19 protein-coding genes and 2 tRNA genes are annotated in these 17,629 nt (G+C 66.2%); 11 read left to right on the top strand and 10 right to left on the bottom strand.

The window, feature by feature from the left end:
- The first annotated feature begins 57 nt into the window (after positions 1-57).
- The 9 genes from AB5J62_RS09335 to AB5J62_RS09295 all read left to right on the top strand — a co-directional run bounded on the left by AB5J62_RS09335 (position 58) and on the right by AB5J62_RS09295 (position 7,946).
- On the top strand, positions 58-843 hold the full coding sequence (locus AB5J62_RS09335; protein WP_370947740.1) for a DeoR/GlpR family DNA-binding transcription regulator: 786 nt from the start codon (positions 58-60) through the stop codon (positions 841-843).
- A 10-nt stretch (positions 844-853) separates the two neighbouring features.
- The gene (locus AB5J62_RS09330; protein WP_370947739.1) at positions 854-1,225 is read left to right on the top strand and encodes a DUF4406 domain-containing protein; all 372 of its coding nucleotides are present in this window, start codon (positions 854-856) and stop codon (positions 1,223-1,225) included.
- Between the two features lie 271 nt (positions 1,226-1,496).
- Positions 1,497-1,916, top strand: coding sequence for a hypothetical protein (locus AB5J62_RS09325; protein ID WP_370947738.1), 420 nt, complete (start codon positions 1,497-1,499; stop codon positions 1,914-1,916).
- 33 nt (positions 1,917-1,949) lie between these two features.
- The gene (locus AB5J62_RS09320; RefSeq protein WP_370947737.1) at positions 1,950-3,110 is read left to right on the top strand and encodes an ROK family protein; all 1,161 of its coding nucleotides are present in this window, start codon (positions 1,950-1,952) and stop codon (positions 3,108-3,110) included.
- Positions 3,111-3,174: 64 nt separating this feature from the next.
- Positions 3,175-4,188 (top strand): ABC transporter substrate-binding protein, encoded by a 1,014-nt coding sequence (locus AB5J62_RS09315; protein WP_370947736.1) that lies wholly within the window; start codon positions 3,175-3,177, stop codon positions 4,186-4,188.
- Positions 4,185-4,934 carry an ABC transporter ATP-binding protein gene (locus AB5J62_RS09310; RefSeq protein WP_370947735.1) on the top strand — a complete coding sequence of 250 codons (750 nt, stop codon included), beginning with the start codon at positions 4,185-4,187 and terminating at the stop codon, positions 4,932-4,934. Before AB5J62_RS09315 ends, AB5J62_RS09310 begins: the two co-directional genes overlap by 4 nt.
- Positions 4,934-5,761 (top strand): ABC transporter permease, encoded by an 828-nt coding sequence (locus tag AB5J62_RS09305; RefSeq protein ID WP_370947734.1) that lies wholly within the window; start codon positions 4,934-4,936, stop codon positions 5,759-5,761. The genes AB5J62_RS09310 and AB5J62_RS09305 overlap by 1 nt, the downstream gene beginning before the upstream one ends.
- Positions 5,758-7,077 carry an LLM class flavin-dependent oxidoreductase gene (locus AB5J62_RS09300; RefSeq protein WP_370947733.1) on the top strand — a complete coding sequence of 440 codons (1,320 nt, stop codon included), beginning with the start codon at positions 5,758-5,760 and terminating at the stop codon, positions 7,075-7,077. Before AB5J62_RS09305 ends, AB5J62_RS09300 begins: the two co-directional genes overlap by 4 nt.
- Complete coding sequence (locus AB5J62_RS09295; protein ID WP_370947732.1) at positions 7,074-7,946, top strand: TauD/TfdA dioxygenase family protein; 873 nt, start codon at positions 7,074-7,076, stop codon at positions 7,944-7,946. Before AB5J62_RS09300 ends, AB5J62_RS09295 begins: the two co-directional genes overlap by 4 nt.
- Here the strand turns inward: AB5J62_RS09295 and AB5J62_RS09290 are convergent.
- The 6 genes from AB5J62_RS09290 to AB5J62_RS09265 all read right to left on the bottom strand — a co-directional run bounded on the left by AB5J62_RS09290 (position 7,931) and on the right by AB5J62_RS09265 (position 12,158).
- Positions 7,931-8,536: a LysE family transporter gene (locus AB5J62_RS09290; protein WP_370947731.1), complete on the bottom strand. Its 606-nt coding sequence runs from the start codon at positions 8,534-8,536 to the stop codon at positions 7,931-7,933. The two genes, AB5J62_RS09295 and AB5J62_RS09290, sit on opposite strands and share 16 nt — an antisense overlap.
- Positions 8,537-9,257: 721 nt before the next feature.
- Positions 9,258-9,464, bottom strand: coding sequence for a helix-turn-helix transcriptional regulator (locus tag AB5J62_RS09285; protein ID WP_091292016.1), 207 nt, complete (start codon positions 9,462-9,464; stop codon positions 9,258-9,260).
- A gap of 22 nt (positions 9,465-9,486) precedes the next feature.
- Entirely contained in the window at positions 9,487-10,338 is an 852-nt protein-coding gene (locus AB5J62_RS09280; RefSeq protein WP_370947730.1) for an ABC transporter permease, read from the bottom strand.
- The gene (locus AB5J62_RS09275) at positions 10,335-11,255 is read right to left on the bottom strand and encodes an ABC transporter ATP-binding protein (protein WP_370947729.1); all 921 of its coding nucleotides are present in this window, start codon (positions 11,253-11,255) and stop codon (positions 10,335-10,337) included. The genes AB5J62_RS09280 and AB5J62_RS09275 overlap by 4 nt, the downstream gene beginning before the upstream one ends.
- Before the next feature lie 45 nt (positions 11,256-11,300).
- The gene (locus AB5J62_RS09270) at positions 11,301-11,951 is read right to left on the bottom strand and encodes a DUF998 domain-containing protein (RefSeq protein ID WP_370947728.1); all 651 of its coding nucleotides are present in this window, start codon (positions 11,949-11,951) and stop codon (positions 11,301-11,303) included.
- 136 nt (positions 11,952-12,087) lie between these two features.
- A tRNA-Gly gene (locus tag AB5J62_RS09265) sits at positions 12,088-12,158 on the bottom strand.
- A gap of 86 nt (positions 12,159-12,244) precedes the next feature.
- On the opposite strand from AB5J62_RS09265, the gene AB5J62_RS09260 reads away from it, so the two are divergent.
- Positions 12,245-12,321 (top strand) — tRNA-Pro (locus tag AB5J62_RS09260).
- Positions 12,322-12,910: 589 nt separating this feature from the next.
- On the opposite strand, the gene AB5J62_RS09255 is transcribed toward AB5J62_RS09260, so the two are convergent.
- Positions 12,911-13,177: a hypothetical protein gene (locus AB5J62_RS09255; protein ID WP_370947727.1), complete on the bottom strand. Its 267-nt coding sequence runs from the start codon at positions 13,175-13,177 to the stop codon at positions 12,911-12,913.
- A gap of 360 nt (positions 13,178-13,537) precedes the next feature.
- Here AB5J62_RS09255 and AB5J62_RS09250 point away from each other — a divergent pair, with 360 nt between their 5' ends.
- Positions 13,538-14,329 carry a lysozyme gene (locus tag AB5J62_RS09250; RefSeq protein ID WP_370947726.1) on the top strand — a complete coding sequence of 264 codons (792 nt, stop codon included), beginning with the start codon at positions 13,538-13,540 and terminating at the stop codon, positions 14,327-14,329.
- Between the two features lie 54 nt (positions 14,330-14,383).
- Here the strand turns inward: AB5J62_RS09250 and AB5J62_RS09245 are convergent, their stop codons facing one another.
- The 3 genes from AB5J62_RS09245 to AB5J62_RS09235 form a co-directional block, all read right to left on the bottom strand.
- The gene (locus AB5J62_RS09245; protein WP_370947725.1) at positions 14,384-16,009 is read right to left on the bottom strand and encodes a carbohydrate-binding protein; all 1,626 of its coding nucleotides are present in this window, start codon (positions 16,007-16,009) and stop codon (positions 14,384-14,386) included.
- Between the two features lie 233 nt (positions 16,010-16,242).
- Positions 16,243-16,701, bottom strand: a complete 459-nt coding sequence (locus AB5J62_RS09240; protein WP_370947724.1) for a nuclear transport factor 2 family protein — start codon at positions 16,699-16,701, stop codon at positions 16,243-16,245.
- Between the two features lie 25 nt (positions 16,702-16,726).
- On the bottom strand, positions 16,727-17,596 hold the full coding sequence (locus AB5J62_RS09235; RefSeq protein ID WP_370947723.1) for a TIGR03619 family F420-dependent LLM class oxidoreductase: 870 nt from the start codon (positions 17,594-17,596) through the stop codon (positions 16,727-16,729).
- Between the last annotated feature and the right edge of the window lie 33 nt (positions 17,597-17,629).

Here is a 17,629-nt window from a genome sequence, read left to right as displayed (position 1 = left end):
CTGACCAGTTTGGCTGCGAACATAGATCTACCACTTCGCACATGCTCGTGATAGAAAATGACCGTGCCGGTAGCCGATCGACTCGACGTCACCCTCCGCCTCGTCCAGGCCGCCGGCCGGATCTCCGTGACCGACCTCGCGGACCGTCTCGGCGTCTCCGAGATGACCGTCCGCCGTGATCTCGACGCGCTGCAGGCCCAGGGCCTGCTCCAGCGGATCCGCGGCGCGGCGACCGCGACCCGCGAGCCCGAATCCGGGTTCGCCGCCCGCGCGAAGTGGCAGGAAGCGACGAAAGCCCGCATCGGCGCGCTGGCCGCGAGCCTGATCCGGCCGGGCGAGACGGTGCTGCTCGACGCGGGCACCACCACGGTCCACGTCGCCGCGGCGCTCGCCGAACGCGCTCCGGTCACCGTCGGCGTGCTGAGCCTGCAAGCCGCGGCGCGCTTGACGGACGTCCCCGGCGTCCGGCTCCTTCTGCTGGGCGGAGAACCGCGACCCGCCGAAGGTTCTTTGGTCGGCCCGATAACGCTGCGCGCGCTGGGCGAACTCAGTTTCGACTGTTTCGTGCTTTCGCTGGGCGGAGTGCACGCCGAAGACGGCTATTCGGAATTCTCACTCGAGGATTCGGCCGTGAAACAACTCGCGCTTCAGCGAGCCTCTCGCACGATCGCCGTCGCCGACGCGACGAAACTCGGCACGCGCGCGTTCAGCCGGATCGCGGGGCTCGACGCGGCCGCCGAGTTCGTCACCGACCGTGCCGCCGAAGACCCCGAAACCCACCCGGTCGGCCCCCGCACCCTCGACGCGCTACGCGACGCGGGCACGACCGTCCACCTGGCATAGGAGGCACCTCATGATGATCTTGGTGGCAGGCCCGCACCGCTCCGGCACCGGCGACGACCCGGCCAAGCTCGCGGCCAACGTCGCGGCGATGCACGAGGCCGCGCTCCCGCTGTTCCGCGCCGGACATGTGCCGGTGACCGGCGAAGACCTGGCGCTGCCGCTCGTCGCACTCGCCGGCTCCACTCGTGTGGGGGACGAGGCGTTCGACGAGATCTTCCATCCCATCGCCGAACGGCTGCTCGCCTATTGCGACGCTGTGTTGCGCATCGGCGGACCGTCGGCGGGAGCGGACGAAATGGTCGCCCAAGCGGCCGCGGCCGGGAAGATCATTTTTCACTCGCCTGCCGAGGTACCACCCGTTCAGCCGTTCAGCGCAGCGTAAGAACCCTTCACCGCAACCCGCGTGTGTCGGCGAGGGGAATAACGCAAGATTCATCCAGCGCCCGCTCACACTTCAGGGGTGCCCCAGCAAGTCCCCCGTCAGCGCGAGAGTTAAGCTGTCCGCCCTTCCGCCGACCGGCCCGGAAAAGATCTCTCCTTGATCGCGTTCCCCGCCGATCCCCGGTAACGGTCGTAACGAACGCCTGTCCCCGCGCGAGTGATAAGCCAACCCCCGCGGACGGGAGCACGGAAACGGACAAAGGAGTCCACCCTTGCCAGCAGTTCTCATCCTCACCGCGCTGGCTGTTTTCTGCACGCTGGTCTACATCCAGGCCAAAGCGCACCAACAGCTCGACGTGGAAACACCCGCCGGAACCCGGCAGGCGAGCAGCATCGTCCAACAGCAGTTCCGCGACTGGAAACCCGTTTCCGGCCCCGGCACGTTCAACTTCCAGCCACGCCAACGTGATCACGCCCCGACCCTGTCGATCACGGTCAACGGCACCGAGGTCAGCAGCACGGTGACCATCTGGGCCTCGCGGTACGACTCGTCCTATCGCGGGATGTACCACGCCACGCTGCTGTGGTGGCGTCAGCGCGGGCTCGTCAAGCAGCTCACCCGCGACGACCTGCCGGTGCCCGGTTTCCTCTCGGCCAGCTCTCACATGGTGAGCACCCTGCGCGTGTCCTAGGCAACCCCGCGCACGCGTGTAACCATCTTCGCCATGGGTTCTCAGCGGGCGCTGCGCGATGGTCCACAAAGGACACATCGGCGCAGCGCCAGCGCGAGTTCCGTGCTCCGCACCGTGCTCGACCACGGACCCATCGCCCGCAGCACCATCGCCCGCCGGACCGGCCTGTCCCCCGCCGCCGTCACCGGGCACACCGCCGAACTCACCGAACTCGGCCTGCTGCGTGAACTTCCCGAAGTCGGCGGCGCCATCGGCCGCCCGCACGTCCCGGTCGACCTCGACACCGCGCACCACGTCATCGGCGGCATCCACCTCGCCGTCCACTTCGCGACGGTCGCGCTGCTCGACGTGCGTGGACGCGTGCTCGTCCAGCGCGAGATCCCGCATCCCGGCGCTGAGCCGGGCGCCGTATTGCGCGGCGCCGCCGACGCGTTGCTCGAGCTCGGCAACCCGGACGGCATCGGCGTCGCGACCGGCGGCTGGGTGGACGAGCAGACCGGCTCGATCATCGACCATCCACTGCTCGGCTGGCACGACGTGCCGGCACGGGACCTGCTGACCGAGCACACAGGACTGACCGTCGCGGTGGACAGCCATTCCCGCGCGCTCGTCCACGCCGAACGGCTGCTCGGCCAGACCCGCGCGCGGGCGAGCGTTGTCCAGCTCTTCGCGGGCAACGTCGTCGACGCCGCCTTCGCCACCGGGGACACCGTGCACCACGGGCCGCGGTCCGCGGCGGGCGCCGTCGCGCACCTTCCGGTCGACGACAGCGCCGAGCCGTGCGAGTGCGGGCGGACCGGGTGCCTGCAGGCGACGGTCTCCGAGCAGACGGTCGCCCGTAAAGCCGATCTCCCTTTTCCGGAATTACTCACGCTCGCGAAAAAGGGCGACTCGAATTCGGTAGCGCTATTCCACGAACGCGCACGACTACTCGGACAGGCCGCCGCGTTATTGCTCGACGTGCTCAATCCGGAAATCCTGATCGTCGTCGACCAAAGCGTGCACCACGTCCCCGGCTGCCTTTCCGTGCTGCGCGACGAGGTCGCCACGCGCTCGTGGATCTGTGACGACGCATCGAAAACCGTTGTGCCATCTAGCTTTTCCGGCCGCGAACTGGCCACGGCAGGCGGTGCCGTACTGCTGAACGCACTGTACCAAGATCCCTTGAGCACAGGCCTACGTCGCACATCCTGAGATTTCTTTAGTTCAAATTATCGCAATGTTGCCCCTCGTTCGCCTGCTGCCCAATAGTGGCGTCGTGAACAAAACCCAGCCATTGCTCGCCACAGTCCTCGTGGCCGCGGTGGCGCTGACCGGGTGCGGTACCTCCGCGACGGCCAGCGCACCCGGTCAGCCCGAGAAGCTCGAACTGCGCTACCAAGGTTCCGCGAACAACGTCTCGCTGCCCGAACTCGCCGAAGACCTCGGCTACTTCGGGCAGGTGAAGCTCAAGTGGGTCGGCAACACCATCAGCGGCCCGCAGGACATCCAGTCGGCCGCGACCGACCAGACCGACTTCGGCGGCGCCTTCACCGGCGCGGTCGTCAAGCTCATCGAGGCAGGCGCCCCGGTCAAGGCGGTCGTCAACTACTACGGCTCGGACGAGAAGACCTACCTCGGCTTCTACGTCAAGGAAGACAGCCCGATCCGCTCGCCGCGTGACCTGATCGGCAAGAAGGTCGCGGTCAACACGGTCGGCGCGAACCTCGAAGCAGCGCTCGACACCTGGCTGCTGCGCAACGGGCTCACCCAGGCAGAGACCGACCAGGTCCAGCTCGTGGTGCTGCCGCCGGTCAACACCGAGCAGGCGCTGCGCAACGGGCAGGTCGACGTCGGCGCGCTCAACGGCATCCTGCAGGACCACGCCGCGGAGACCGGTGGCCTGCGCAGGCTGGTCTCCGACGTCGAGGCGTTCGGGCCGTACAACGGCGGTCCGTACGTGCTGCGCACCGACTTCATCAAGAAGTACCCGGAGACGTCGAAGATCTTCGTCTCGGCCGTGGCCAGGGCGATCGAGTGGGAGCGGACGACGCCTCGCGAGGAGGTCATCGCGCGGTTCACGAAGATCATCAAACAGCGCGACCGCAACGAGAGCACGGACACGCTCAAGTACTGGAAGAGCGTCGGCATCACGCATGGCGGCCTGATCAGCGACCAGGACTACACGCTCTGGGAAGGCTGGCTCAAACAGTCAGGGTTCACCAAGAGCGACAAGATCGACACGAAGAAGCTGTACACCAACGAGTTCAACCCCTACGCGGGGTCCAAATGATCAACATCCGCAATGTCACCAAGACTTTCGGCGCGCTGACCGCGTTGGACGATGTCTCACTCGACATCGCCGACGGCAGTTTCCTCTCGCTGGTCGGGCCGAGCGGCTCGGGCAAGTCGACGCTGCTCGACCTGCTCGGCGGGCTCAGCAAGCCGACGTCGGGCGAGGTGCTGATCGACGGCTCGCCGGTGACCGGCCCCGGATTGGACCGCGGCGTGGTCTTCCAGCAGTACGCGCTCTTCCCTTGGCGGACCGCACGCGCCAACGTCGAGTTCGGACTGGAAGGCGGGTCGCTCACGAAGCGGCAGCGCGCCGATCGTGCCCGTGAATTCCTTGACCTGGTGGGGCTTTCCGGGTTCGAGGAGAAGCTGCCGCACGAGCTGTCCGGCGGTATGAAACAACGCGTCGCGATCGCCAGGAGCCTCGCTTACGACCCTGGCGTCCTCCTGATGGACGAGCCGTTCGCCGCGCTCGACGCGCAGACACGAGACCAGCTCCAGGACGAGCTGCTCCGGATCTGGCGGCGCACCGGCAAGACGATCGTGTTCATCACGCACGGCATCGAGGAAGCCGTCTACTTGGGACAACGGGTCGCGGTGCTGACGTCACGGCCGGGACGGCTCAAGGAGGTCGTCGAGATCGACCTCGGCGAGCGGACCGGCGACGTGCGGTCCTCGCCCGGTTTCGTGCGCCATCGGCATCAGCTCTGGGAACTGCTGCACGACGAGATCCGGAAGGCGGCCTGATGACCGCGACATTGGAAAAGCCGATCGCCCTCCCTACGCTGCGCAAACCGCCCGGCCTTTCGGCTTTGGGCAAGGCGGCGCGCAGTTCGGCGGCCATCATCCTGTTCCTGGCGGCATGGGAACTCGTGCCGCGCTACGTGCTCGACGAGAGCACCCGGACGTTCCTGCCGCCGGTGTCCGAAGATCTGGTGGCGTTGTGGGAGCTGGTGCTCAACGGCCAGCTCGCCGATCACCTGACCGCGAGCCTCGGCCGGTCGGCGTCGGGCTTCGTGGTGGCGGTCGCCATCGGTGTCCCGTTAGGACTGTTGATCGGCTGGTACCGCCCGGTCGCGGCGTTCCTGAACCCGTTGCTGGAACTCATGCGCAACACGGCCGCGCTGGCCTTGCTGCCGGTGTTCACCCTGCTGCTCGGCATCGGCGAGCTGTCCAAGATCACGCTGGTCGTCTACGCCTGCGTGTGGCCGGTGCTGCTCAACACGATCGCGGGCGTCAACTCGGTGGATCCCTTGCTGGTCAGGGCCGCCCGCTCGCTCGGGCTGTCGAGTCCACGCCTGTTCCGCAAGGTGATCCTGCCGTTCGCGGTGCCGACGATCTTCACCGGCATCCGGCTGGCGGCGTCGTACTCGATCCTCGTGCTGATCGCCGCGGAGATGGTCGGCGCGAAGGCCGGGCTCGGCTACCTGATCAACAACACCCAGGTCAATTTCCAGATCACCCAGATGTACGCCGGGATCATCGCGGTCTCGGTGCTCGGCCTGATCGTCAACCAGGGTTTCGTCGCACTCGAACGACGGTTCTCCGCTTGGCGCCCGAAGGAGAAGGCGTGACCAGACAACTGCATTTGAACGCGTTCCTGATGCAGAACGGCCATCACGAGGCCGCGTGGCGGCATCCGGACACCGACCCTCGCCACGCGACGACCCTGCGGCATTACGTCGAACTGGCCCGCACGGCCGAGCGCGGCAAGCTCGACTCGCTGTTCCTCGCCGACGGGGTCGCGTTGTGGGGCAACGTCCGCTACAACTCGCACAACCTGTTCGAGCCGTTGACCTTGCTGTCCGCGCTGGCGGGCGCGACCGACCACATCGGACTCATCGCGACGGCGTCGACGACGTACAACGAGCCGTATCACCTGGCACGCAAGTTCGCGTCGCTCGATCATCTCAGCGGCGGCCGCGCAGGCTGGAACATCGTCACCTCCGCGGGCAAGGACGAGGCGCTCAACTTCAACCGTGACGCCCGGCCCGCGCACGAGCTGCGCTACGAGCGGGCGACCGAGTTCATCGAGGTCGCGAAAAAGCTGTGGGACAGCTGGGAAGACGACGCCGCGGTGATCGACAAGGAGACCGGCGTCTACGCGGACACCGACCTCATTCGGCCGATCGATCACGTGGGCGAGCACTTCCAGGTGCGCGGACCGTTGAACGTCCCCCGCCCGGTGCAAGGGCACCCGCTGTTGGTACAGGCCGGTTCTTCGGAGACAGGCAAGGAATACGCGGCGCGCTACGCCGAGGCGGTGTTCACCGCGCAGCAGACTTTCGAAGAGGGCAAGGCGTTCTACGACGACGTCAAAGGCAGGCTCGGGCGGTACGGCCGGACCCCGGACGAGATCAAGATCCTGCCTGGAATCAGCCCGATCCTCGGGCGCACCGAAGCCGAGGCACGCGAACGCGAAGCCGAACTCAACGCGCTTATCACGCCCGAGTACGGCGTGCGGCAGCTGTCGAACCTGCTCGACCACGACCTCGCCGGCTACCCGCTCGACGGTCCGCTGCCCGACGTCGGCACCTTCACCGAGGGTCAGCAGAGCCGGTTCGACCTGGTCACCGGCCTGGCACGGCGCGAGAACCTGACCATCCGGCAGCTCATCGAGCGGCTGGCGGGCGGCCGCGGGCACCGCGTGTTCGCGGGCACCCCGGTCCAGGTGGCGGATCAGCTGGAGCACTGGTTCACGGCGGGCGCCGCGGACGGGTTCAACATCATGCCGCCGACACTGCCCGGCGGTCTCACCGATTTCGTCGACCTCGTCGTCCCCGAATTGCAGCGCCGGGGCCTCTTCCGCACCGAATACAGCGCTTCCACCCTGCGCGGCCACTACGGCCTCGCGCGACCGGCCACCCGAGTAAAGGAGCACGCGGCATGACACTCATCGACATCAGGAAGATCACCGGGCGCATCGGCGCCGAGGTCATCGGCATCGACCCGGCAGGCGACTTCGACGTCCAGTTCGTCAAGGACGCGTTGCACGAGCACAAGGCGCTCGTGTTCAAGAACGTCTCACTCGACGACGAAGGCCAGCTGCGCTTCGCCGCGCGCTTCGGCGAGCTGACCAAGGCACACCCGACGGTGCCGTCGGTCGACGGCGCGCCCGCGATCCTGCCGGTGGACAGCGAGGAAGGCCGCGCGAACCAGTGGCACACGGACGTGACGTTCGTGGTCGCGCCACCCAAGGCCAGCACACTGCGCAGCCTGGTGGTGCCCCCGTACGGCGGCGAGACGCTGATCGCCAACACGGCCGCGGCCTACCGCGACCTGCCGTCGCCACTGCGCGCGTTCGCCGACACGCTGCGCGCGGTGCACACCAATGACTACGACTACGTCCAGCCTTCCTTGAGCGACAAGGAAAAGGCACGCCGCGAGGTCTTCGTCTCGCAGAAGTTCCGCACCGCGCACCCGGTCGTGCGGGTGCACCCCGAGACCGGTGAGCGCGGGCTGTACATCGGCGGCTTCGCACAGCGGATCGTCGGACTGTCCACAACGGAGTCACGGGACATACTGCGACTGCTGCAGTCCTATGTGACCCGTCCGGAGAACATCGTGCGGGTTTCGTGGGAGCCGAACCAGCTGGTGCTGTTCGACAACCGCATCACCCAGCACTACGCCATCGACAACTACGACGACCTCCCCCGACGCCTCCACCGGGTCACCGTGGCAGGCGATGTCCCGGTGGGCGTCGACGGCGAGCGCTCCGAGTCGCTCGAAGGCGACGCTTCGCACTACACGACCATCTGAACCGCGAGGCCGGCGATCACCGCGCTCGACGTGAGCGCGGTGATCAACCGTCCTTTGTGTCCGGTCAGCACCCGTCCCAGCACCGCTCCCCCACACGCGACGGTGAGTTGCCAGCTGGCCGACGCCAAGAAGGCGGCTACGACGAACACGGCCGCATTGGCCGTCTGCGCCCTGTCACCCATGACGAGCGCGGCGAAGTAGACGACGGTCGCCGGGTTGAGCACGGTGATCCCGAGAAGGCTGAAGTAGGCCCTGGGAACGGTCAACGGCTTGACGGTCCTCGTGTCCACTTCGGACCTGAAGTCCCTGATCGCCCGCGCCGCCCCGACACCCGCGAGCCCGACGAGGACGACCGCGGCGACGACCTTGAGCGTGCCACCGATCGGTTGAATGACCGCGGCGATACTCGCGCCACCCAGCACCGCGACGAGCGCGTAGAGCCCATCGGCACTGGCCACCCCGAGCGCGGCTGCCGCACCGACCTTGAGCGAGTTCCGCGCGGTCAGCGCCACCAGATACGCCGCGACCGCCCCGACCGGCAGCGCGATCCCATACCCGGCGAGCAGCCCCGCGACGAACGAGCCGGTCACGACACTGGACGTGGTCGCTTCCGGCTCAGGGCCGCCTGCTGCTTCGCCGTCGCGGTGGCGACGACGGGCAACGACCTGGGTACGACGATGGTTGACATGCCGCCGATGCTCTCAACCCCACCCCAGCCGACGCCACCGATTTTAGGCCTCGTGAGCGTTTTCGCCGGTTAGAACCCAATGCCGGGCAGTTAAGGCTCGGCCTGCGCTGTCAAACGACGCGTTTCGCGAAGACTGGGCCACCGAACGCAAACCCAGCTAACGTCCACACAGGACCCAAATCCCCGAATTGCGCCCTCAGCGTTACGAACGCCCCGTTCACAAGGCTCAACCGACCTGCGCGACACCCGCCGAGCAACGGGCTTGACGAACCCGCCCGAACCTCAACTACCCGACATTCGGTTCTAACCGCCCGCAACACTCACGGCCCACCCTTGATGGCGGCGGCGAGAGCCGGCTTCGACGCCGGGGTGCCGGGCACCTCGGTCGAGCAGGCGGCGAGCAGCGCCATCACCACCACGAGCGCCAGCCAGCGCATGAGCCAACCGTAACAGGGTTGCGGGTAGTCCGGTCGCTATAGCTAAAAGGCTAAGTTTGACGTTCGCCTGACACCGGGGGCTGAACCGTTAGTTGTGCAGGGTTTTCGGCCGCTGAATGGCCGAAAACCCTGCACAACGAGGGTGCTCAGGTTTACGTTCGTCATGGCGGGAACCGCCCGCAACGCTCACGAGGCCGAGCGCTCGCCGAGCCGCGGGAACGGCTCGGTCGAGAAGATGACCTCCACGGCCACCTCGAAGTACTCCGCGATCTTCAGCGCCAGGAAGAGGCTGGGGCTGTACTCGCCGCGTTCGAGATAGCCGATCGTCTGGTAGTGCACGCCGAGGCCGTCGGCGAGCTGGCGCCGTGAGATGCCTCGTTCCGCACGCAACATGGCGATGCGGTTGTGCACCACCTCACCCGACACGCTGCATCGCCTTCTCCCGGCGCTCGGCCACACTCGATCCGGACTCGTGGCGCGCCATCCGGCGCAACACGATCGGCGCGAGGATAAGGCCGAGCACCGCCCAGGCTCCGAGCACCCCGATGGTTTCGAAGTGCCGCCACGATCCGCCGATCTCGACCGCGGCCGCAGTGTCCGGCAGCATCGCCGACCGCATGCCGAGGCCGAGCCAGTAGATCGGGAACGCCTGCGCGAGCCATTGCAGCCACTGCGCCATCGCGGTGATCGGGTAGAAGATCCCCGAGATCGCGACCAGGCCCATCATCGGCAGCATCAGCAGGCCGAGACTGCGCGGGCTGGTGAACTGGGCACCGAACACCGCGCCGAGTGGCAGCGTGGCGACCATGCCCAGCACCAGCACCCACGCCAGCATCAGCCACGAGCCGACGCCGGAGATCGCCAGGCCGTCCACCAGGAACGAGCCCGGAATCAGCAGAATCGCGATGTTGATGATCAGCCCGCCCGAGACCGTGACGAGCTTGCCGAAGAGGTAGCCGAGCATGCCGTTGGGGATGGCCTTGGCTCGCAACAGGGTGCCGTCCTCGCGTTCGACCGCGAGCAGTTGAGCGATGGCGAGCATGCCGTAGAAGACGATGTTCATCCCGAGCAGGCTCGGCAACACCATCGCGCCGAGCATCGTCCCGCCGGCTGGCACCTCCGAATCGCGCATGAAGTACAACGTCACCAGCATCCCGACCGGCCAGAAGAACTGGCCGAACAGGTCCTGGCCGTTGGTGAACGACTGCCGCAGCTCGATCATCCCTCGGTTCCAACCGGCACGCAGCGCGGTCATGATCGGGGTCATCCCGCCACCTCTTCCAGCGTGCGGACGTCGGCCTCACCTTGGCCGGATTCGGCCTGGCGTACCAAGGTCATGTAGGTGTCCTCCAGCGAGGCCCGCCGGACTTCGAGCTCCTCGACAGACTCGCCGTACTGCTTGAAAAGCTCATAAACGAACTTCGTCGCCGCCGCGGTCGAATGCACGAACCGCTGCCCGTCCCGCGACCACCGCACCTCGGCCTCCCCCGCGATGCGCCGCGAAAGCTCATCGGCAGAGCCGTCGGCGATGATCCGGCCGTTCGCCAGGATCATGATCCGGTCGGCCAGTTTCTCGGCCTCGTCCAGATCATGGGTGGTGAGCAGGATCGTGGTCTCGTGCTCGTCGGCGAGCCGGTGCACCAGATCGTGGAACTCCCGCCGCGACTCGGGATCGAACCCCGCGGTCGGCTCGTCCAGGAACAGCAGTTCCGGCCGCCCGACGATGCCGATGGCGACGTCCAGCCGTCGCCGCTGCCCACCGGACAGCGTCCGGATCTTCTTGCCGGCGTGCTCGGTCAGCCCGACCGCGTCGACCAGTTCATCCGCGTCCCAAGGCCGCTTGATCTGCTCGGTCGAGTAGCAGGTGTAGTAGGAGCCGAGGTGCGCGAGCAGTTCCCGAACGCCCCATTTCCCATGATCACGCCAGGACTGCAGCACGACCCCCAGCCGCGCCCGCCAGTCTTCCCCGCCCTGCGCCGGATCCACCCCGAGCACGGCGACCTCCCCGGCCGACCGCATCCGGAAGCCTTCGAGGATCTCGATCGTGGTGGTCTTGCCCGCCCCGTTCGGGCCGAGCAAGACCACCACTTCCCCTTGTGTGGCCTGGAAACTCACGCCATGCAGCACGTCGTTCGTGCCATACCGCATGCGCAGGCCGTCGACGTCGAGCACCACTTTCGCCATCTGAGCACCCCCATCCCATTGCTACGTCAGCTCGTAGCATACCTACTACATATCGCTGTTGTCATGCTCCTTGACCAGACTCCCGATGGCCACCGAACTCCACACCCACCCGAGCGTCGCGGCGACGTAGAGCACGACAACACCGCCAGGCGCACTCATGAACGCGGGCGTCGCGAGCAGCGCGACCCCGGTCAGCACGCTGTAGACGGCCAGCCCCTTCTGCTTCCTCGCCGCGAAGAAGCGAGCGAAAACGAAGCAGGACAACGTCCAAGCGACGATCGCGACCAGGAAGGCGACCATGTGCAGCGTCCCGTGCCAGCTCACACTTTCCGGCTGCCCGGCAGGCGCCCCAGCCGGAAACCCGAACGCGGGATCGGCGGTGAACACTCCCCCGGCGACCATCCCCACACCCATTCCCCCGATGAGCAGCGGCCCCCAGGTACTGCCTCTCATCGCCGTCCTCAACCCGACGGCCGAGATGATGAACAGCACCCCGGTGACGACGAAGTTGGCGATCTGCACCCATCCGCCAGCGCCGAGGCTCAAGAAGCTGAACGGGTGCACGGTCAGATCGAAGCCGTCCCGGGTGGCGGCCTGAGCGACCCCCAGCGCCAGATACAGCGGCCCGGCGACGACACCGGCGAGCAGCCGGGCGCGGGCAGGTGACGAGGTCTTGTCGAGCGCGTAGGTGGTCATCGTGAATCCCTTCGGTCCGTGGTGCACCCAAGGTCTCACCGACAACTTTTTTTGTCAAGGCAACGCTTCTTGCCTTGACGGCGGGCATGAAAAAAGCCCTGGTCACGTGATCGTGACCAGGGCTTTTCGTTACCGGAGCGGGTGACGGGAATCGAACCCGCGTAGCTAGTTTGGAAGACTAGGGCTCTACCATTGAGCTACACCCGCGCGCTCCCGGGTACCGGGTGCGAAGCAAGCTTAGCGGCTACCGCTAGGCTGTCCTCACACCACCCCTCCGGGGCCGGTGTGACCCTCGGGACGTGGCGCAGCTTGGTAGCGCATCCGCTTTGGGAGCGGAGGGTCGCAGGTTCAAATCCTGTCGTCCCGACCACAGGGCCGTTGGCCTGCCATCAGCGCAGGCCAACGGCCCTTTTGTCGCAACACAAGATCACCCGTCTGGACGTCCGATCCGAACCGGACGTCGACTCCGCGCTCAGCGACCCTCCGCCTTGAGAGTGCAACGGCTCGGTAATGACAGCAGCGCAGCATGGGCCCACCTTCCCGTGTCCGCACTACCTGCCAGACGAGTCGCTCTTCCCGGTGATGAAGACAAGAGCAAGACTTACCAGATCGACAGTGCCCAACACAGTTCCACTAACCTCGTGTCCCGTTAAAATCAACCACATCGAGCCGACTAGAAAGCATATACAAATAACAAAGGCGAATATGATTCCGGCCCACTGAAGGTAAGCATTCTGACGATCTGACCAAATTACATGTCGCTGCTTGGCCGAAATAGAAGGGTCTCGATGCGGCGCGGGCACCTTTGCCTCAACTTTCCGCTCCCCCTCGGCCGACAATCGCTCAAGGCTTGATTCACCTGCGTAGCGCCCGCCACGCGGAGTTCTCCCCTTGTCGGGCGCGCTCACGACCACCCATCCTTCGAGCCGCAATCCACCAAGGCAAGTACCAGATACATGCTAGTCCTCGCGCTCTTTCTTGACTGCCCTGGTCTCCAGCTCCAGAGGGTCAGCCAATCCATACGGATCGACCGAAGCATCTTTCGACCGCAGAATTCTTTTGTAGTGATCAGTGACAGCGCGGCGCTCCGCGTATTTTCTGCCCAGTTCGCCGCGAGCGATCTCCTCGGAGCTATCGTCCTTTTTACCGCGGAGGACGGTGTCGCCGTCGAGATCGTCGTCCCCTTCAGCGAACAACGTGGCAACCCGAGCGTCGAAATCCTCCACAGACTTTATTCTCGCGGCACGGTAGTTCACGCCACGAAGGTCGAAGATCCGAGCCGCTCCGAACCGAAGACTCTTTAGTGCACGCCTCAAACGCATCTCGCCCCTTCGCCGCGCAACGACCCGATTGCACACTGAAAACACAGGGAGCATCTCACGTTGAGAGCAGCTGGTCGACCGGCCGCAGACTGATCAGGCGAACTCAAGTTTCGAGGAGCCGTCGGGTTTCCTGCTTTGGCACCGACTCGCCACGGCACCGTTAGAGATCAACGCGATTTCAGCCATGCTTGAAACTCTTTGTCCACCCTGGTCGGGCGCTGCACCATGAACCCGTTGTCCGCGCACGACTCGACTGGGGTGCACATGAAAAGGACGATCCTGCTCTGCCTGACCGCGGCCGCGGTCGCGTTGACCAGCGCCACCACGGCGAACGCCGCCCCGCCCGGCGACCACGCGATGGGGTCGCAGATCGCGAAGCACGAGGGCCGCCAAGCCACCGGCGACGGCGTACGGATGGCCGGGGAAACCGTGCCCGGCATGGATGTCAGCAGTTACCAGGGCAATGTGGACTGGCAGGCCGCGTACAACGCGGGCGCGCGGTTCGCCATCGTCAAGGCGACCGAGTCCACGGGGTACACGAATCCGTACTTCACCCAGCAGTACAACGGTTCCTACAACGTGGGGATGATCCGCGGCGCCTATCATTTCGCGCTGCCGAACGAGTCGAGCGGCGCCACGCAGGCGAACTACTTCCTGGCCAACGGGGGCGGCTGGTCCGCCGATGGCAAGACGCTGCCCGGGGCGCTCGACATGGAGTACAACCCTTACGGCGCAACGTGTTACGGGCTGAGCCAGGCTTCGATGGCCGCCTGGGTCCGCGACTTCAGCAACACCTACTACGCCAGGACGAGCAAGCGTCCGGTGATCTACACGTCGACCACGTGGTGGCGTCAGTGCGTCGGCACCCAAGGCGCCTTCGCCGACACGAACGCTTTGTGGATCGCGAACTACGCGTCGACGCCGGGGACGCTGCCGTACAACTGGACGTACTACACGTTCTGGCAGCACGCCGACGGCGGCCGCTTCCCTGGTGACCAGAACCTGTTCAACGGGCCCTACAGCCAGTTGCAGGTGTTCGCGCGCAACCACGACTAGAAAAGCTCGTGCGCGTTGCGGGCGGTTCTAACCGCCCGCAACGCGCACGAGTCCTTAACCCACGGTCACATCGAGGTAGTCGAGGTTCGCGGGCCCGTCGGCCGTGGTCGCCGTGATCCGGACCGTGTTCGAGCCCGCTGCCAGGTTCGCCGTCCGCGAGACGGCGCTCCACGTGGTCCATGCGCCCGTGCCGGGGAACGTGACCCCGGACGCGACGACCGTCCCGTTGACCGCGATGTCGACCGGCCTCGACGCCGTGGTTCCGTTGGCGTAGCCGAAGTTCAGCGTCGCCTGGCCCGCGGCGGTCGCGTTCACCGTCCACTCGACGTAGCTGCCCGCGGCGTTGGCGCCGCTGGCGAAACCGGCGCCGGAGAAGCCGGCGTGGTTGGAGTCGACGGTGCCGCCGGTGGACAGGGTCGCCGACTCGGCCTCGTAGCGGACGGTGTCACCGGGCGGGGTGGTGCCGGACTTCGACACCCGGAACAGCACGGTGCCGTGGCCGGGCACCGAAGCGCTGATCGCGCCGGAGGTCGTCTTGGTCGACTTCGTCCACAGGTCCTTGAGCGTGTACGAGGTCGCGCCGCCCATGCCGATCGCGGCGGCGGTGGTGCTGATGGTCGCGGTCGCGGTGTTCTCGTTCGACAGCGCCACCGCGTGGTCACCGTTGGCCAGCACCTTGTTGTAGACGACCAGCCCGCCGCTGTTGCTGGTGATGGTGGCCTGCTTGCCCAGCTTGTCCTGGTCGACGTCGATGACGTCCTTGTTCTCCAGGATCTTGAACGTGTCGTCGTTGACCTTGCGCAGGTCAGAGCCGATCAGCAGCGGCGCGGCCATGACGGCCCACAGGCTGAAGTGGGTGCGGTACTCGGTCGGGGTCATCCCGCCGTTGCCGACCTCGAGCATGTCGGGGTCGTTCCAGTGCCCGGGGCCCGCGTACTGCGACAGCACGCGGTTGGCCTTCGCCTTGCCGATCATGCTGGACCAGTTGTCGGAGATGTCACCGGTGGTGCGCCACAGGTTGCCGACGGGTTCGCCCCAGGTCCAGATCTTCGGGTCGCTCCTGCCCCACTCGCAGATCGAGAAGACGATCGGACGGCCCGTCGCCTTGAGCGCGTCGCGCATGGCCTTGTAGCGCTTCTGCGCGTCGACGTTCTGGTTGTTGCAGTTGTCGTACTTCAGGTAGTCGATACCCCACGAGGCGAACAGGTTCGCGTCCTGCTGCTCGTGGTTGAGACCGCCGGGGAAACCGGCGGTGTTGCAGGTCTTCGTGCCCGCGCTGGTGTAGATGCCGATCTTCAGGCCCTTGGAGTGGATGTAGTCGGCGACGGCCTTGATCCCGTTGGGGAAGCGCTTCGGGTCGGGCTGGAGGTCGCCCTTGGAGTTGCGGGTCGGCAGCGCCCAGCAGTCGTCGAGGTTCACGTACTGGTAGCCGACGTCCTTGAGGCCCTTGTTCACGAAGATGTCGGCGATGCCCTTGACCATCGCCTCGTTGAACTCCGCCCGGCAGCCGGTCGTGTTCCAGTTGTTGAAGCCCATCGGCGGCGTCCTGGCGAGGCCGTTCTCCAGGGCGAGCGCTTCTTCGGGGGCACTGAGCTGGACGGTGACCGAAGACACCGCGCTCAGCGCGAGAACTGCCGCGGCGGCCGTGGCCAGCTTTCGCAGCAGGGGGGATGCCGACATTCGTACTCCTCGGTTCCACTGGGTGGTCACTACGACCGAAAGCGGCCGAGACGTTGAATGATCAGATGGATGCATGACGGCTTGCACCCATTAATCCGACAAATCTCGCTGCGCCACTTTGAGCCAGTGGTAAAGGTAGGAGGTCTGAACCTCATTAGTAAAGAGGGCTTACCAAACGGAGTCGGCGCGCGGCCGTCCGCGTGACACAACCACAGGTGACCGGGCAGGCCCGGTTACTTCCCGTGTTCGACCTGACGGGCCGTCGCGAGCGCGCGGTCGGTCTCCCAGTGCGCGCGCATCGAGCGGATGAGCCCGTCCTCGCCGACGCGGTAGATGAAGACGCCGTCCGTGTCGACGACGTAGCCACCTGGCAGGTAGGTGGTGATCGTGCCGACGTTGGCGACCTCGCGGCCGTCGTTGGCGGCGTGCGAGTCCCTGATGACGAACTCGAAGCGCTCGACCTGAGCGATCGTGAGGTCCCAGAACGCGGCGACCGCGTCCGAGCCGCGATGTCCCTTGCCTTCGGCGTCGAACATCGACGGGCCGACCGGGTCCTCGATCACCGCGTCGGCGGCGAACAGGGCGACCCAGGCGTCCTTGTCGCCGTCGCAGACCGCGTTCATCGACCGCCAGGCGGCCTGCCTGGCGGCGGGCTGCTCGGCAGCGGGATCCCAGCACACATCGGCACCCATGACACGCTCCTCAGAACCGGGCTCTTCAGAATCGAGCGATGATCTCGTCGCCGAATTTCTTGATGGAGTCCTTCTTCGCGGCCAATTCACCGTCGAAGCCGATGCCGTCGAACACCCACGGCATGGTGATGATGTCGGTGACGCCGATTTCCGCCTGCGCGCGATAGCCGTCCAAGCCGAACTTGTCGATGCAGACGGCCTGGTACTCGAACGGATCGTCCGCGCGGCCGTTTTCGGCGAGCAGCGCGCGCAGCCGCTCGATGGTCTCGCGCAGGTCGTCGAACTTCATCATCGCCGACGACCAGCCGTCCGCGACGCGCACGGCGCGGCGCAGCGCCACGTCGGTGTGCCCGCCGATGTAGAACGGGACGCGCTTCGGCGGCGTCGGGCTCATCCTGAGCTTGCCGAAGTCGAAGAACTCGCCGTGGTACTCGACCATGCCGCCGTCGAGGATCAGCCGCAGCACGTCGATCGCCTCGTCGACGCGCTTGCCGCGCCGCTCGTACGGCGCGCCGCACCACTCGAACTCCTCCGGCGACCAGCCGACGCCGAGGCCGAGCCCGAACCGGCCGCCGGTCAGCGCGGCGACCGAGTTGACCTGCCTGGCGAGCAGCACCGGATTACGTGAGCCGAGCTTGAGCACCGAGGTGTAGAACTCGATCTCGCTGGTCACCGCGCCCATCGCCGCGGCGGCGACCAGCGGGTCGGACCAGGGCGTCTCCTCGGTCCAGAAGCGGCTGCCGTCCGGGGTGTACGGATAGTCGGCGGAGACCGTCTCGGAGTAGAAAAGCGAGTCAGGCAAAGCGATCGACGAGAAGCCGCACTCCTCGGCCGTGCGGGCGAGGTCGGCGAAGTGCTCCAGCGGATTCATCGCGACCGAGAGCGTGAACTTCATGGTTCCGGACTATAACGTGTTCTAGTTTTCTCC

The sequence above is a fragment of the Amycolatopsis sp. cg5 genome (genome assembly GCF_041346955.1).
GTDB lineage: Bacteria > Actinomycetota > Actinomycetes > Mycobacteriales > Pseudonocardiaceae > Amycolatopsis.
This window is presented reverse-complemented; position numbering and strand designations above follow the sequence as displayed.

What these genes read in the sequence shown, in the direction of transcription:
- AB5J62_RS09330 (WP_370947739.1), top strand. Translation starts at nt 854, where the DNA reads ATGATGATCTTGGTGGCAGGCCCGCACCGCTCCGGCACCGGCGACGAC.
- AB5J62_RS09305 (WP_370947734.1), top strand. Translation starts at nt 4,934, where the DNA reads ATGACCGCGACATTGGAAAAGCCGATCGCCCTCCCTACGCTGCGCAAA.
- AB5J62_RS09280 (WP_370947730.1), bottom strand. Translation starts at nt 10,338, where the DNA reads ATGACCCCGATCATGACCGCGCTGCGTGCCGGTTGGAACCGAGGGATG.
- AB5J62_RS09250 (WP_370947726.1), top strand. Translation starts at nt 13,538, where the DNA reads ATGAAAAGGACGATCCTGCTCTGCCTGACCGCGGCCGCGGTCGCGTTG.
- AB5J62_RS09275 (WP_370947729.1), bottom strand. Translation starts at nt 11,255, where the DNA reads ATGGCGAAAGTGGTGCTCGACGTCGACGGCCTGCGCATGCGGTATGGC.
- AB5J62_RS09310 (WP_370947735.1), top strand. Translation starts at nt 4,185, where the DNA reads ATGATCAACATCCGCAATGTCACCAAGACTTTCGGCGCGCTGACCGCG.
- AB5J62_RS09295 (WP_370947732.1), top strand. Translation starts at nt 7,074, where the DNA reads ATGACACTCATCGACATCAGGAAGATCACCGGGCGCATCGGCGCCGAG.
- AB5J62_RS09270 (WP_370947728.1), bottom strand. Translation starts at nt 11,951, where the DNA reads ATGACCACCTACGCGCTCGACAAGACCTCGTCACCTGCCCGCGCCCGG.
- AB5J62_RS09335 (WP_370947740.1), top strand. Translation starts at nt 58, where the DNA reads ATGACCGTGCCGGTAGCCGATCGACTCGACGTCACCCTCCGCCTCGTC.
- AB5J62_RS09240 (WP_370947724.1), bottom strand. Translation starts at nt 16,701, where the DNA reads ATGGGTGCCGATGTGTGCTGGGATCCCGCTGCCGAGCAGCCCGCCGCC.
- AB5J62_RS09320 (WP_370947737.1), top strand. Translation starts at nt 1,950, where the DNA reads ATGGGTTCTCAGCGGGCGCTGCGCGATGGTCCACAAAGGACACATCGG.
- AB5J62_RS09245 (WP_370947725.1), bottom strand. Translation starts at nt 16,009, where the DNA reads ATGTCGGCATCCCCCCTGCTGCGAAAGCTGGCCACGGCCGCCGCGGCA.
- AB5J62_RS09235 (WP_370947723.1), bottom strand. Translation starts at nt 17,596, where the DNA reads ATGAAGTTCACGCTCTCGGTCGCGATGAATCCGCTGGAGCACTTCGCC.
- AB5J62_RS09285 (WP_091292016.1), bottom strand. Translation starts at nt 9,464, where the DNA reads ATGTTGCGTGCGGAACGAGGCATCTCACGGCGCCAGCTCGCCGACGGC.